At 51.1% G+C, this 13,524-nt stretch carries 15 protein-coding genes, 1 tRNA gene and 1 pseudogene; 8 read left to right on the top strand and 9 right to left on the bottom strand.

Features of this window, described 5'->3' with window-relative positions:
- On the bottom strand, nt 1–1,172 hold a 1,172-nt coding region (locus tag BLU64_RS17020; protein WP_175527817.1), incomplete at its 3' end, for a PAAR domain-containing protein.
- 176 nt (nt 1,173–1,348) lie between these two features.
- Here BLU64_RS17020 and BLU64_RS17645 point away from each other — a divergent pair.
- Nucleotides 1,349–1,554, top strand: a pseudogene (locus BLU64_RS17645) (ogr/Delta-like zinc finger family protein).
- Nucleotides 1,555–1,690: 136 nt separating this feature from the next.
- Here BLU64_RS17645 and BLU64_RS11675 read toward each other — a convergent pair.
- Nucleotides 1,691–1,766: transfer RNA gene (locus tag BLU64_RS11675), tRNA-Ile, on the bottom strand.
- Between the two features lie 141 nt (nt 1,767–1,907).
- Between BLU64_RS11675 and mug the strand changes: the two genes are divergently transcribed.
- Nucleotides 1,908–2,405 carry a G/U mismatch-specific DNA glycosylase gene (gene mug / locus BLU64_RS11670; RefSeq protein ID WP_026742075.1) on the top strand — a complete coding sequence of 166 codons (498 nt, stop codon included), beginning with the start codon at nt 1,908–1,910 and terminating at the stop codon, nt 2,403–2,405.
- 73 nt (nt 2,406–2,478) lie between these two features.
- Here mug and BLU64_RS11665 read toward each other — a convergent pair whose 3' ends face one another.
- The 4 genes from BLU64_RS11665 to rpsU form a co-directional block, all read right to left on the bottom strand.
- Complete coding sequence (locus BLU64_RS11665; RefSeq protein ID WP_074728798.1) at nt 2,479–2,868, bottom strand: DUF1090 domain-containing protein; 390 nt, start codon at nt 2,866–2,868, stop codon at nt 2,479–2,481.
- A gap of 85 nt (nt 2,869–2,953) precedes the next feature.
- Nucleotides 2,954–4,789, bottom strand: a complete 1,836-nt coding sequence (gene rpoD / locus BLU64_RS11660) for an RNA polymerase sigma factor RpoD (RefSeq protein ID WP_074728796.1) — start codon at nt 4,787–4,789, stop codon at nt 2,954–2,956.
- A 152-nt stretch (nt 4,790–4,941) separates the two neighbouring features.
- The gene (dnaG, locus tag BLU64_RS11655; protein ID WP_074728812.1) at nt 4,942–6,696 is read right to left on the bottom strand and encodes a DNA primase; all 1,755 of its coding nucleotides are present in this window, start codon (nt 6,694–6,696) and stop codon (nt 4,942–4,944) included.
- A 125-nt stretch (nt 6,697–6,821) separates the two neighbouring features.
- Complete coding sequence (rpsU, locus tag BLU64_RS11650; protein WP_001144069.1) at nt 6,822–7,037, bottom strand: 30S ribosomal protein S21; 216 nt, start codon at nt 7,035–7,037, stop codon at nt 6,822–6,824.
- A 219-nt stretch (nt 7,038–7,256) separates the two neighbouring features.
- Between rpsU and tsaD the strand changes: the two genes are divergently transcribed.
- Nucleotides 7,257–8,270 carry a tRNA (adenosine(37)-N6)-threonylcarbamoyltransferase complex transferase subunit TsaD gene (gene tsaD, locus BLU64_RS11645; RefSeq protein ID WP_026742079.1) on the top strand — a complete coding sequence of 338 codons (1,014 nt, stop codon included), beginning with the start codon at nt 7,257–7,259 and terminating at the stop codon, nt 8,268–8,270.
- Between the two features lie 6 nt (nt 8,271–8,276).
- Here tsaD and argR read toward each other — a convergent pair whose 3' ends face one another.
- Nucleotides 8,277–8,747 (bottom strand): transcriptional regulator ArgR, encoded by a 471-nt coding sequence (gene argR / locus BLU64_RS11640; protein WP_026742080.1) that lies wholly within the window; start codon nt 8,745–8,747, stop codon nt 8,277–8,279.
- A gap of 433 nt (nt 8,748–9,180) precedes the next feature.
- On the opposite strand from argR, the gene mdh reads away from it, so the two are divergent.
- Complete coding sequence (mdh, locus tag BLU64_RS11635) at nt 9,181–10,119, top strand: malate dehydrogenase (RefSeq protein ID WP_074728794.1); 939 nt, start codon at nt 9,181–9,183, stop codon at nt 10,117–10,119.
- Between the two features lie 61 nt (nt 10,120–10,180).
- Here mdh and BLU64_RS11630 read toward each other — a convergent pair whose 3' ends face one another.
- Nucleotides 10,181–10,444, bottom strand: a complete 264-nt coding sequence (locus BLU64_RS11630; RefSeq protein WP_074728792.1) for a helix-turn-helix domain-containing protein — start codon at nt 10,442–10,444, stop codon at nt 10,181–10,183.
- A 188-nt stretch (nt 10,445–10,632) separates the two neighbouring features.
- On the opposite strand from BLU64_RS11630, the gene BLU64_RS11625 reads away from it, so the two are divergent.
- Entirely contained in the window at nt 10,633–11,022 is a 390-nt protein-coding gene (locus BLU64_RS11625) for a DNA-binding protein (RefSeq protein ID WP_026739624.1), read from the top strand.
- A 237-nt stretch (nt 11,023–11,259) separates the two neighbouring features.
- Nucleotides 11,260–11,655, top strand: a complete 396-nt coding sequence (locus BLU64_RS11620; RefSeq protein ID WP_026742082.1) for a DNA-binding protein — start codon at nt 11,260–11,262, stop codon at nt 11,653–11,655.
- Here the strand turns inward: BLU64_RS11620 and ispB are convergent.
- The gene (gene ispB / locus BLU64_RS11615; protein ID WP_074728790.1) at nt 11,640–12,611 is read right to left on the bottom strand and encodes an octaprenyl diphosphate synthase; all 972 of its coding nucleotides are present in this window, start codon (nt 12,609–12,611) and stop codon (nt 11,640–11,642) included. The two genes, BLU64_RS11620 and ispB, sit on opposite strands and share 16 nt — an antisense overlap.
- A 257-nt stretch (nt 12,612–12,868) precedes the next feature.
- Here ispB and rplU point away from each other — a divergent pair, with 257 nt between their 5' ends.
- Complete coding sequence (rplU, locus tag BLU64_RS11610) at nt 12,869–13,180, top strand: 50S ribosomal protein L21 (protein WP_026739627.1); 312 nt, start codon at nt 12,869–12,871, stop codon at nt 13,178–13,180.
- A gap of 18 nt (nt 13,181–13,198) precedes the next feature.
- The gene (gene rpmA / locus BLU64_RS11605) at nt 13,199–13,456 is read left to right on the top strand and encodes a 50S ribosomal protein L27 (protein WP_026739628.1); all 258 of its coding nucleotides are present in this window, start codon (nt 13,199–13,201) and stop codon (nt 13,454–13,456) included.
- Nucleotides 13,457–13,524 lie beyond the last annotated feature (68 nt).

The raw sequence follows: 13,524 nt of genomic DNA, 5'->3' as shown, positions 1-13,524 counted from the left end.
ATTTTGGGGCCGTCGACGCCCGGTGCGGGCGTAAATTCATAGCGGCTTTGCTCGGGTTTCCACACCATATTCGCGACGCGCACACCTTCGTACGGCGTGCCTTCGCCGGTATGTACGCCGTAGACCTGCATATTGCCGTGAATGTCGTGACGCCAGAAAAAGCGCACGCGGGTCGTAGCGGTTTCTCCTGCCCAGCCTTTCTGCCGTAGTGTGTCTTCCAGCCAGTGCTCATCACGTCCCGGCACCTTGTCGCTCCCTTCGCCAACGGCTGGGCTGTACAACGCGGAAAACAGCACACCGAGTAAAGGCACCGTAGTTGATGCTGCCAGTGTGCCTTCAGTCAATGTCACTTGCCCCCAAACCTGTGTCATCGTGGTGACGGCGGCTCGGGTTGCCACCGTATTTCCGGCAGACATCGTAGCGACGGGGACTGCTGCGGCAACTGGTTCGATGGCTGATTTAGCCAATGGCGTCGGCGTTACTGCTATTTCCTTTGAGGACATCAGGTAATAAAGCGTTTTATACCAGGGCTCCGAGCCAGTGAGTTGAACGGGGGTTGATGCCGCGGCCGGTTCAGTGAACTGAGAGGGCTTTTTCTTCTTCGCAGCTTGTGCGTGCTGCACCACCGGTTTGTTTGCGTGAGGGGGACGATACCCACAGCAATCGTCGACGACAGGCTGAGCAAATAACGCCATCTGCCCAAAGTTATCAACCGTCTCTTTCTCCGTTCCCGCGTCTGTGCAGCCTTCACCGCGCAGGCAGGATTTCGCAAAAACCGGCGGGGTGGTCAACATAGGCGATAAAGCGAGGAGCGGATCACGCCGCTGGGCGGATTGTTGAGCACAGCCCGCTACCGGAGATTGATAAGGGATATTCCCGATAATGACGTTACTGCTTCCGCTCACGATATTGCCGCCGCAGTTGATCTCGTCGCCGATACGGGCGGCTTGCTTACCGTTAATGATGACGGTAGAAGAGCCAGCGGCTATTTGACGCGGATGAAGACCGTGGGGCACGTTGGGGCAGGGGCAACCGTGGAGCTGAACGCCGTCACCTTGTCGTGCGGCGGGCTGACCATTGATGATAACGTCCTGACTACCTGCGACGACGGGGGTCGCTGGAAAACACGCGTGACCACTGCCGATATCGTTTAGACGGGCGGCTCCCGGCATAGTAATAATCCTTTTACTATAAAATTAACGATATCAATGGAATAGGGTGTCGTGTCGGAAAGGCTTGAGCCGTCCTGATATAACCGGCGGCATTGCACCATAGACCGATGATCAATTATTACACGGCTACCTATGTCCTGCCAGTGTCATGATTAAACACCGCTGCGGGATATTGCCTGCTTTGCCAAACCGCCGCTTATGCCAAGAGCAGCCGCTCTATCTCTCGTGAGACGAGCAGACTGTATCACCAGTGCCGGCTATTAATTGTGGCGCGACCTTTATGACTCATGAAACCATCGTGCGCTACATCGTTGCTTCAGGAGTGATTGAACATGCCGCTCCGCATCCATCAAATGATGGCCAGGGGCATATGAATTTTTGACAAATAAACTCGCTACGGCGGGTTTTTTATTGGGCTTATGAAAATCTCTGCTGCCATTTTGCTGGCAATTTATATTTAAGCAACAAAAAAGCCACTCGCGAGAGTGGCTTAAATATGTGATTCTAAAGCTAAAAATTGGTGGCCCCTGTTGGGTTTGAACCAACGACCAAGCGATTATGAGTCGCCTGCTCTAACCACTGAGCTAAGGGGCCAGCGGGTGCTGATTATACGTTACCCTTTATAGGTAGGTCTATAGACATACAGTTAGGTGGCGGTTTTCTAAACAGGGCTAGCCTGTTGTTATTACTGCTGGAATTTGTCTTAAACATCAGAGATAACATGACGAGGGTGAGATGATTACGGATATTCTGGCTTCACATCTGCAGGTGGTTTTTTGTGGTATCAACCCGGGGCTTTCTACGGCTCATCACGGCTATCCTTTCGCGAATGCCAACAATCGTTTCTGGCGGGTGATTCACAAGGCAGGATTTACCGAACGTCAATTAGCGCCGGAAGAGGAGGGACTCCTGCCGAATTATGGCTGTGGAATCACTATGCTAGTAGAGCGACCGACCGTAGAAGCCTCGGAGTTGGCTCGTCACGAGCTAAAGCAGGGTGGGGAGCTATTACGTGAAAAGATCATGCGATATCAGCCGCGAGCGCTCGCTGTGTTAGGGAAGCAGGCTTATTCTCAGGCATTTGGTCGAAGTCAAGTGGGCTGGGGCCGGCAAGACACTTCTCTGGGAGAGACTCAGGTGTGGGTTTTGCCGAATCCAAGCGGCTTGAATCGCGCGACGCTGGACTCGCTAACGGCATCTTACCGAGAGCTATATCAAGCGTTGCATGCCTAGTGGTGGAGAGGAAATAAAGAAACCCGGTCGTGCCGAAGGGAGGATGATATGCAAGCAACCGGGGGATGCTGAATTAGTGGTTAAGCTCTTTCTGAGCCTGCTTCAGGTCATGGCGCGCCTCTTCCAGTTTGGCGCTTTTCTTACTCACTTTTTCCGCTTTCCCAGACTGTTTAGCCTCCTGAACTTCCCGTTCTAGCACCTGAACCTTACGCTGTTTTTCATCGACGTTTTGCTGACGCTTTTGAAGCAGCGCGCTATCCGTGCAGTTCGCTTTGGCTTCTTTCAGCGCTTTCTCCAGTCCGGCAATACGGTTTTGATTACCATGCGCTTTGGCCTGAGAGATTTCCTGCTCGATGTTGTGCTCTTTTGCCTGACAACCGCTCAGTGCGTGGTTGGCGGCGAAGGAAGAAAAGGAGAGCAATGCCGCAAGAGCGATGCCTGCGTTGAGGTAGTGGGTTTTCATTTTTTTTGCCTGTATGTCTGTTGGAAGGGTAAGGGAAGGGTAAGTATAGGACCGGCAAGCCGATCCTATACTTAAACAGACAGAATTAGTCGTCCAGGAAGCTGCGAAGCACTTCAGAACGGCTGGGGTGACGCAGTTTACGTAGTGCTTTGGCTTCAATCTGACGGATACGTTCGCGCGTAACGTCAAACTGTTTGCCGACCTCTTCCAGCGTGTGGTCGGTGTTCATGTCGATACCGAAGCGCATACGCAGCACTTTCGCTTCGCGCGCCGTCAGGCCCGCCAGAACGTCGTGCGTTGCGGAGCGCAGGCTTTCAGACGTGGCTGAGTCCAGCGGCAGCTCCAGCGTGGTATCTTCGATGAAGTCGCCCAGATGCGAATCTTCGTCATCACCGATCGGTGTTTCCATCGAGATCGGCTCTTTAGCGATTTTCAACACCTTACGGATCTTGTCTTCCGGCATCAGCATACGTTCCGCCAACTCTTCCGGAGTCGGTTCACGACCCATCTCCTGCAGCATCTGACGCGATATACGATTGAGTTTGTTGATGGTTTCAATCATATGCACCGGGATACGGATGGTACGCGCCTGGTCTGCAATGGAACGGGTGATGGCCTGACGAATCCACCATGTGGCGTAAGTTGAGAACTTGTAACCACGACGGTATTCGAATTTGTCTACGGCTTTCATCAGACCGATGTTCCCTTCCTGAATTAGATCCAGGAACTGCAGGCCACGATTGGTGTATTTCTTGGCGATAGAGATCACCAGACGCAGGTTCGCCTCAACCATCTCTTTCTTGGCACGGCGTGCCTTCGCTTCACCTATCGACATACGACGGTTGATGTCTTTGACTTGTTCGATCGTCAGTCCGGTTTCTTCTTCGATTTGCTGCAGTTTCAACATGCTGCGATGAACGTCGTCCTGCACTTCGCGCAGCTTTTCAGACCACGGTTTATTCAAGGCCAGAGCGGCTTCAAACCACTTATCGTTGGTTTCGTTGCCGCCAAACAGCGTCACAAAGTTTTTCTTCGGCATTTTGCACTGCTCGATGCAGTACTTCATGATCAGACGTTCCTGCGTACGCACGCGATCCATCATGGTGCGCATGCTGTTGACCAAGAAATCAAACTGTTTAGGCACCAGACGGAACTGTTTGAAAACCTCGGACAGATTCAGAATTTCCAGTGCGGCCTTGGCATGACTGCGACCGTTAGCCTTAATGGTCTGACGGGTCACTTCATACTGATCGCGCAGCTCGGCAAATTTCTGGCGAGCCAGTTCTGGATCGATGCTGTTGTCGTCATCGCTGTCGTCATCGTCATCATCGTCATCGTTATCATCGAGTTCTTTGCTAGGAAGCTCGGAACCCACGTGAGTCGCGGTGGGTGCGATGTCTTCTTCCGCATTGGGATCGACAAAACCGGTAATCAAATCGGACAAGCGGCTTTCGCCTGCTTCAACGCGGTCGTACTGATCCAGCAGATAGGTAATGGCTTCCGGATACTCGGCCACAGAGCACTGAACTTGGTTAATTCCATCTTCAATGCGTTTGGCAATATCAATCTCACCTTCACGCGTCAAAAGTTCAACGGTACCCATTTCGCGCATGTACATGCGCACAGGGTCGGTCGTGCGGCCAATTTCGGATTCAACGCTGGATAACACCTGCGCAGCTGCCTCTGCCGCATCTTCGTCTGCGTCATTGGTATTTTCTGCCAGCAGAAGGTCATCTGCATCCGGTGCTTCTTCCATCACCTGGATGCCCATGTCATTAATCATCTGGATGATGTCTTCGATCTGGTCGGAGTCGATGATATCTTCCGGCAGATGGTCATTGACCTCAGCATAGGTCAGGTAGCCTTGCTCTTTACCACGGGTGACAAGAAGCTTGAGCTGTGACTGCGGGTTTTGCTCCATAAGACGGTATCCACACTTCAGAGTATTTGGGTTGGTGTCGGTCAGCGTAATCGCTGACAATAACAGTAGGGGTTTTTGCTATCGCCGCAGCCCCCGTCACGGCACTCTGTAGGGTTCAACCCTACTATTCATCGGCAATTAAGCCTCGGTAATCAGTTTTTTCTTGTAAGGGCCAGCTGCAATGACCAGAGTTCCTTTCGTTCTTCCGCACTAAGCCCGTGTGTTCTGTCTCGGGCTATCAGCGTGTCCAGACGAAGCTGCAGCAGTTGATCGTAAAGTTCAGCCAGGCTGATCCTGAATTTTTCCTCGATCTCCTCATCTACGATCATATGGTTCCAGGCGGCCATGGTTTCAAGCTGTTTGCGATATTGACTGTCGCGATATTTTTCCAACAACAGTCCCATGCTCATGCCTGGACTTTCATTGCAGGTCTGAACCAGATCGAGGAATAAGCCCAATCCCGCCATTTTACTTTCGTCGCTACCTTCCAGCGCCAGCGCCGGTACCTCGGCCGCCAGCCGGGGATTTTGTACTAAAAGTCCTATCAGTATACGCATAGTTGTGACTTTTAGCCGTGGAGGCTGATAAGACGATGAATGCTCCGTCGTCTTGGGCATCAAACGATCAAGCTGGGAATCATCCAGCAATCCCAGTTTTTTGCCCAACTGCTGGCGTAAGTACAACCGCAGCGTTTCGCCCGGCACCTGACCAATTAGCGGCAGTGCCAACGTACTCAGCTTGGCGCGGCCATCCGGCGTGCTCATGTCGACCTGCTGCAACAGCGTGTCGAACAGGAATGAAGATAGCGGCATTGCCTGTTCGATACGCTGCTCAAAAGCGGCTTTCCCTTCCTGCCTCACCAGCGTGTCCGGGTCTTCGCCATCAGGTAAAAACATGAACAGCAGCTGGCGTCCATCGTCCAGATAAGGCAAGGCGGTTTCCAGCGCGCGCCATGCCGCATCCCGTCCGGCTCTATCACCGTCGTAACAGCAGACAACACGGTCGGTGGCGCGGAAGAGCAACTGAATGTGATCAGCAGTCGTTGACGTTCCCAGCGAAGCTACGGCATAGTCAATGCCGAACTGAGCCAGAGCGACGACGTCCATATACCCTTCAACCACCAATAGCTGTCTTAGCTCGGGGTGTTTTTGCTGGGCTTCATACAGGCCGTAAAGCTGGCGACCCTTATGAAAGATTTCCGTTTCCGGCGAGTTAAGATATTTGGGAACACCGTCCCCCAATACTCGACCGCCAAAGGCGATCACGCGCCCTCGTTTGTCCCGAATAGGAAACATAACGCGCTCGCGAAAACGATCGTAAGTGCGCCCTTGATCGTTAGTCACCAACATGCCCGCATCGTTCAGCGTTCTTTTATCTTCGCTGCTGCGGCCAAAACGTTTTAACGCGTTATCCCAACCGGGCGGCGCACATCCAATCGCAAAATGCCTGATGATGTCGTCACTGAGACCACGTTTCGCCAGATAGGTTTTGGCTGGGGTGCCGGCTGGCTGATGTAGAGTATGTTGGTAATACGTGCTTAATTGATCCATCAGCTCGTACAGGCTTTGTCGCTGATGACGTTCAATCTGAGTGGGCCCCGAACCCGCCTCGTAAGGCACTTCAAGGCCGTGCATGGTCGCCAGTTCCTCAATGGTCTCAACAAATTCCAGCCTGTCGAAATTCATCAAAAAATCGATGGCGTTACCATGGGCGCCGCAACCAAAACAATGGTAGAACTGTTTGTCGCCGTTAACGGTGAACGAAGGGGTTTTCTCGTGATGAAATGGACAACACGCGTGATAATTCTTGCCCTGTTTCTTCAGCTTCACGCGTGCGTCGATCAAGTCGACGATGTCGGTGCGAGCCAACAGGTCACCAATAAATACGCGTGGGATTCGTCCAGCCATAAGCCCCTGATTCATAGCTTATAAACGACAACAAGCCGCGCATTCCTTTCGGAAATGCACGGCCTTCGTATGCAACTGCTAAGTCTGCGGATTAATCACGCGATCGGAGGCGGCACCTCCTAAAATTAATACAGACGAGTGCGGCGTGCGTTTTCTCGAGCCAGTTTCTTCGCGTGGCGTTTTACTGCAGATGCTTTAGCGCGTTTACGTTCAGTTGTCGGTTTTTCATAGAACTCACGACGACGAACTTCGGCCAAAACACCTGCTTTCTCGCAGGAACGCTTGAAGCGACGCAGAGCTACGTCGAACGGCTCGTTTTCACGTACTTTAATTACCGGCATGTGCCTCTCACCTCAATAAATTCGGTTTGTCGCTGACCTGGTGCCAGCCTTTTCAAAATGGTGCGGAATTCTACTGCAACTACGAGGCCGTTGTAAAGCACTGCGGCAATAACAAACCTCGCGGTCTTATGTCCACGCTCAAATGGGAGCGCTTATGGTAGACTATTCGCCGCTTGAAGCAAGCCGCTTGTTAACCGTAACCGAGAGTGAAAAACAGCAATGCGCGTATTGGGTATTGAAACGTCCTGTGATGAGACGGGAGTCGCGATTTATGACACGAAAGCCGGACTGCTGGCAAACCAGCTATATAGTCAGGTAAAGCTGCACGCGGATTATGGCGGTGTCGTTCCTGAGCTGGCGTCCCGCGATCATGTCCGTAAAACCGTACCCTTGATTCAGGCGGCACTGCAGGAAGCCGGGCTGCAGCGTAAAGATATCGACGGAATCGCCTACACTGCTGGTCCTGGTCTGGTCGGCGCGCTGCTGGTCGGCGCGACGGTCGGGCGCTCCTTGGCGTTCGCGTGTAATGTGCCGGCCATCCCGGTACATCACATGGAAGGGCACCTGCTCGCTCCCATGCTGGAAGATAATCCACCCGCATTTCCTTTTGTCGCCTTATTGGTTTCGGGTGGCCACACTCAGTTAATCAGCGTAACGGGGATCGGCGAATATCGTTTGCTGGGTGAGTCAATCGACGATGCGGCTGGAGAAGCGTTTGATAAAACGGCCAAGCTGCTGGGGCTCGATTATCCCGGAGGTCCGCTGTTGTCAAAAATGGCTCAGTCCGGACAGGCGGAGCGCTTCACTTTTCCACGTCCGATGACCGACCGGCCTGGACTGGATTTCAGTTTTTCTGGGCTGAAAACTTTTGCTGCAAATACTATCCGCAAACAGGGTAAAGACGAGCAGACTAAGGCGGACATCGCGCGCGCATTTGAAGATGCGGTGGTGGATACGCTCGCGATCAAATGCCGACGAGCGCTCGATGACACCGGATTCAGACGGCTCGTCATCGCCGGCGGGGTCAGCGCTAACCGTACGTTGCGGGAAAGACTGGCTGAGGTCATGGTTAAACGCGGTGGCGAAGTGTTTTATGCCCGTCCTGAGTTCTGTACGGATAATGGTGCGATGATCGCCTACGCGGGCGCTATCCGTTTGCAGCAAGGTGGCGTGACGTCATTAGGCGTAACGGTGCGGCCGCGTTGGCCGCTGGCTGAATTGCCGTCTTTGTAAGACGGCTTATAGCTCTTGTTCGAACAAGTTAAGAATAGCCTCGTGGAGCTGCTCCACGCTGAACCCTTTGGCCGGTGTGGTGAATATGGTGTCATCTCCGGCGATCGTCCCCAGTATCCCTTCTGATTTTCCCAATGAATCCAATAACCTGGCGATGAGCTGAGCGGCACCCGGGCTTGTATGGATGACGACGACGGATTCATTGAGGTCCACATCCCGTACCAGATTTTTTAACGGACTTGATGTGGTCGGTACGCCAAGTTCAGCGGGGAGGCAGTACACCATTTCCATCTTGGCATTACGCGTACGAACTGCGCCGAATTTGGTGAGCATTCTCGATACTTTGGACTGGTTAATATTTTCAAATCCCTCGTCCTGCAGGGCTTGCACGATCTCGCTCTGAGAACTGAATTTTTCTTCTTTTAATAGCGCATTGAACGCTTTCACCAAATCTTCTTGCTTTGTTGAATGACGCATTTGGCTGCAGTCCATCATTGTTAGTCATAACGATATTATGCTGTGGAATGAATTTTTATGCAATCTGGGCGCCTAGTCAATCGATGTGGCGGGCTTTGTTGAGGAAATAGTTGCTAGTCGAAAATAAAACTGGAGAATGTGCGCCTGCTCACACAAAGGTAACTGGAATGTTATGCAATTGCTTAGGGTTGTTGTTTGTTTGCCGTGATTAATCTGTATCTACCTGGGTAATGAGTGGAAGCAGCGCCTGTTACTTTAGTTACCTTAGTTACATTTTTATAACCTGTGTGCGTTTTAATTTATTATGAGCCACGCTGCGCCCTTGATGCGCTGATTGGTTGCCTGATTCTACTTTTTATTATGAGCACGGACGTTTGTAACGAAACAAATCCACGGCATATTTAACTAATGATAATAAAATAAGGAGTTTAAGATGAAAGTTGCTGTTCTTGGAGCCGCCGGCGGTATCGGTCAGTCTCTGGCACTTCTTCTCAAAACCCAGCTTCCTTCAGGCTCAGAGTTATCGCTTTATGATATTGCGTCCGTAACGCCAGGTGTTGCTGTAGATTTGAGCCACATACCCACAGCGGTAAACATCAAAGGTTTCTGCGGTGAGGATGCGACTCCCGCATTGGATGGGGCTGACGTCGTTCTGGTCTGCGCCGGTGTTGCTCGCAAGCCGGGCATGGATCGTTCCGACCTGTTTAACGTCAATGCCGGCATTGTCCGCAATCTGGTTGAACAAGTCGCTCGAGTTTGCCCAAACGCCTGTCTTGGGATTATCACGAATCCGGTAAACACCATCGTGGCTATTGCCGCAGAAGTGTTAAAAAAGGCAGGGGTATATAATCGAAACAAACTCTTCGGTGTGACAACGCTGGATATCATTCGGTCCAATGTTTTTGTCGCGGAGCTTAAAGGCAAGAACCCCCAGGACATCGAAGTGCCCGTGATTGGGGGTCACTCCGGCGTGACCATTTTGCCGCTGTTATCGCAGATCCCTGGAGTCAGCTTTACCGAACAGGAAGCGGCTGAGCTGACAGAGCGCATTCAGCACGCTGGCACGGAGGTGGTTGAAGCTAAAGCCGGAGCCGGCTCTGCGACCTTGTCTATGGGCCAAGCCGCCGCGCGTTTCGGCGTCTCTTTGGTTCGAGCGTTGCAAGGCGAAAGCGATATTGTTGAATGTGCTTATGTTGAAAGCGATGGCGATTATGCCCGCTTCTTCGCCCAGCCTTTGTTACTGGGCAAAGAAGGCGTTGCCCAGTATATGCCTATTGGCTCTCTTAGCGACTTCGAGCAGCGTTCCCTAGATGAGATGCTGGAGACGTTGAAAGAAGATATTGCGATGGGCGTCGCCTTCGTCGAACAATAACCGTTACTGTACGTCTAAGACTTGAACATAAACCGGAGAATCTTTTCTCCGGTTTTTTTATTCATTGCGGTCGAATCAGTTTTTTGCGATCGAGCAGTTCGTTTGTCTCCGGATCATAGTAACGGCTGGGCCAGATTTCGGCAGGATGTATCCCTAACGCATCCGCAATCAGCCACTCTCCTTTCGGCCATGGGCGAGATATAGCATTAGCAAGCGTGGACGAACTTAATCCAGCAGACCGTGATACCGCGGCAAGGGTAGTCCCTTTTTTCTTTAACGCCGCAATGATATCAGCAGGGTGCCAGTCATGTTTCCTTGAATTCATAATCCTTCCCTTAGTGCTATAAGACGACAGTGTATTAGTGGTATAACTAACGAATTGGGTTAAATGGTTTCATTAACTAAAAAACCATTATTTGGAAATAATATATCATCAGTTTTCTAATTATTTCCAAAATAATTTCCCAATAAATCTTTTTTTGTAATGAGTAGCACTATCGGGATGAAATGGACATGAAAAAAGAGTGGTTTGCGACCAGCGAGTTGGTTGGCATCGGCGGACTCCCTAAATCACGGCAAGGATTGAATAAACGTGCCCGAGAAGATGGTTGGGAAAAACGTCGCAGAAAAGGTGTGCAAGGGCGAGGTGTTGAATATTCCATCCACAGCTTGCCCGAATCTGTACAGCAGTCCTTATTGCTGATGCAGGAAACACCCGGAGAATATTCAGCGAAGCCATCGGATATGCTACCGGTGTGGATGCAGATATATCAACAACTTTCAGTCTCTGAGCGCGAAAAGTTGATTAGCTACATTATGCGAGAAGGCGTCTATGCGACTCTTAAACAGTTAGGGTTGTGCTCACCTTCTACCTCACCCATTACAAACGAGACCTCTGAATGATCTTTCTGCCATTCCTGTTACAGGAATGGCAGCGCTTCCTGCGCTTATCCCCTCATTGCTCGCGCCTGATTCCTCGCATTAGATTACGTTAACGCATTACGTCTCTTCTTATGTTTAATGATTAGAGCTTTCCTTTATGTTGATCTATTATGTGGAAACTTTATGTAATCCTATTGTCTATTCTCGTTCTATTGGGAATTGCTAAGCATGGAATGTCAGGCCAACTTGGAGGGAAATATGGATAAAAAGTGGTTTGCGACTAAAGAATTATTGGGTGTGGCCGGATTACCGACGTCCCGACAGGGGCTGAATAAGAAGGCCAAAGAAAACGGCTGGGAGAAACGGCGTCGTAAAGGCGTGCAGGGGAAAGGCGTGGAATACGCTATCTGGAGCTTACCCGACAGCGTTAAGCATTCACTGATGATGGAGGAGTCACCTGTCCCAGAGTATGCCACGCCGGCAGAGACTGAGTTATTGTCGACGTGGATTCAGGTTTATCACCAATTAACAGGAAGCGAACGCACACAACTGATAAATCACATTCTGCATGAAGGTGCTCTGGCGATGTTGTCTCGACTGGGCGGCTCGCCGCAAGCGAGCGACACCCAAGGGGACGTTCAGAACTCTCGCTGAACGGCCATGTGCGCCAACCCTTCTAAGGCTAGGCGATAAGGGGTTTCTGGCAGACATTGCAGTGCGCTGATGGCTTTGTCTGCTTCTTCTTCCGCTCGCTGGCGTGTATAGCCGAGCGAACCGCACTCCTGCATCGCCGTCAGCACCGGGGCCAGTAAATGACGACCATTGCCTTGTTCAATCGCCTCGCGGATCATAGCGCTTTGCTGTGGGTTACCATGACGCATGGCATGCAGCAGCGGTAGGGTAGGCTTGCCTTCATTCAGGTCGTCGCCGGTGTTTTTGCCCAGAGTTTCGCCGTCAGCGCTGTAATCAAGCAAGTCGTCAATCAGCTGAAATGCGGTTCCCAAATAACGTCCGTAGTCTTTCAACGCTTTCTCTTGCTCTGCGGTCGCGCCAGCCAAAATAGCGGAAGACCGAGAGGCGGCTTCGAATAAGCGTGCCGTTTTGCTGTAGATCACGCGCATATAGCTGTCTTCGGTGATGTTAGGATCGTTACAGTTCATCAGCTGCAGTACCTCGCCTTCCGCGATGACGTTAACCGCATCGGACATCACCGTAAGAACCTGCAACGAACCAAGCCCTGTCATCATCTGAAAAGCGCGTGTATAGATAAAGTCGCCGACTAAGACGCTGGCAGCGTTGCCAAAGGCGGCATTTGCGGTTGCTTTTCCCCGACGCATGTCGGATTCATCGACCACGTCGTCATGCAGGAGGGTAGCGGTGTGGATGAATTCGATTAATGCCGCAACGGTAACGTGCTTGTCGCCCTGGTAGGCTAAAGCTCTGGCAGCCAGAACAGCAATCATCGGCCGAATGCGTTTCCCACCGCCGCTGACAATGTAATGGCCCAACTGATTGATAAGCGCGACATCGGAGGACAGATGTTCCAGGATAATCTTATTAACGGCGGACATATCCTTGGAGCTCAACGCTGTAATTTGTTCTAGATTCATTGTATCTGCCAGCTGATTTCTTCAACGCTATCGCCGTACTGATGTTCTTGATCGGCGTTAAATAAGAAAAGGTTGTGTTGATTGTACTTGAAAAATGACGCAGATAAACGGCAGTTAATGGCTTGTATCCTTTTTCTTCATGTTGCTCGATTCTGCACTTGTCATGCTTCGGATTTTTGCGTAGAATTCGCGCCCTATTGTGAATATTTATAGCGCACTTCCAAAGTCAATAGGGTGCGCGGAAAGCGGAGTTTTATATGTACGCAGTTTTCCAAAGTGGTGGTAAACAACACCGAGTAAGCGAAGGTCAAACCGTTCGCTTGGAAAAGCTGGATATCGCAACTGGTGAAGCCGTTGAGTTTGACCAGGTTCTGATGATCGCTAATGGTGAAGACATCAAAATCGGCGTTCCTTATGTCGATGGCGGTAAAATCAAGGCTGAAGTTGTTGCTCACGGTCGTGGCGAGAAAGTTAAAATCGTTAAGTTCCGTCGCCGTAAACACTACCGTAAACAAGCTGGTCACCGTCAGTGGTTCACTGAGGTGAAAATCACCGGCATCAGCGCTTAAGTTTTAGGAGAGCGAATAATGGCACATAAAAAAGCTGGCGGTTCCACTCGTAACGGCCGTGACTCAGAAAGTAAACGCCTGGGCGTAAAACGTTTCGGCGGTGAATCCGTTCTGGCAGGCAGCATCATCGTCCGTCAGCGTGGTACCAAGTTCCATGCTGGTACTAACGTTGGTTGTGGTAAAGACCACACGCTGTTTGCACTGTCCAACGGTAAAGTTCAGTTCGAAATCAAAGGTCCTAAAAACCGTAAATTTATCAGCATCGTTGCTGAATAATTACAGTTTCTAAGCCTTTTAAAAGCCCTGCACATGTTGCAGGGCTTTTTTCGTTTGGCGATACTGTA

It is taken from the genome of Lonsdalea quercina (genome assembly GCF_900107885.1).
GTDB lineage: Bacteria > Pseudomonadota > Gammaproteobacteria > Enterobacterales > Enterobacteriaceae > Lonsdalea > Lonsdalea quercina.
This window is presented reverse-complemented; position numbering and strand designations above follow the sequence as displayed.

Excerpts from the sequence above, each read along its gene's own strand:
- dnaG (WP_074728812.1), bottom strand. The coding sequence starts at position 6,696 with ATGGCTGGACGAATCCCACGCGTATTTATTGGTGACCTGTTGGCTCGC.
- tsaD (WP_026742079.1), top strand. The coding sequence starts at position 7,257 with ATGCGCGTATTGGGTATTGAAACGTCCTGTGATGAGACGGGAGTCGCG.
- BLU64_RS11665 (WP_074728798.1), bottom strand. The coding sequence starts at position 2,868 with ATGAAAACCCACTACCTCAACGCAGGCATCGCTCTTGCGGCATTGCTC.
- rpoD (WP_074728796.1), bottom strand. The coding sequence starts at position 4,789 with ATGGAGCAAAACCCGCAGTCACAGCTCAAGCTTCTTGTCACCCGTGGT.
- ispB (WP_074728790.1), bottom strand. The coding sequence starts at position 12,611 with ATGAATCTAGAACAAATTACAGCGTTGAGCTCCAAGGATATGTCCGCC.
- rpsU (WP_001144069.1), bottom strand. The coding sequence starts at position 7,037 with ATGCCGGTAATTAAAGTACGTGAAAACGAGCCGTTCGACGTAGCTCTG.
- mug (WP_026742075.1), top strand. The coding sequence starts at position 1,908 with ATGATTACGGATATTCTGGCTTCACATCTGCAGGTGGTTTTTTGTGGT.
- BLU64_RS11620 (WP_026742082.1), top strand. The coding sequence starts at position 11,260 with ATGGATAAAAAGTGGTTTGCGACTAAAGAATTATTGGGTGTGGCCGGA.
- BLU64_RS11625 (WP_026739624.1), top strand. The coding sequence starts at position 10,633 with ATGAAAAAAGAGTGGTTTGCGACCAGCGAGTTGGTTGGCATCGGCGGA.
- BLU64_RS11630 (WP_074728792.1), bottom strand. The coding sequence starts at position 10,444 with ATGAATTCAAGGAAACATGACTGGCACCCTGCTGATATCATTGCGGCG.
- rpmA (WP_026739628.1), top strand. The coding sequence starts at position 13,199 with ATGGCACATAAAAAAGCTGGCGGTTCCACTCGTAACGGCCGTGACTCA.
- rplU (WP_026739627.1), top strand. The coding sequence starts at position 12,869 with ATGTACGCAGTTTTCCAAAGTGGTGGTAAACAACACCGAGTAAGCGAA.
- mdh (WP_074728794.1), top strand. The coding sequence starts at position 9,181 with ATGAAAGTTGCTGTTCTTGGAGCCGCCGGCGGTATCGGTCAGTCTCTG.
- argR (WP_026742080.1), bottom strand. The coding sequence starts at position 8,747 with ATGCGTCATTCAACAAAGCAAGAAGATTTGGTGAAAGCGTTCAATGCG.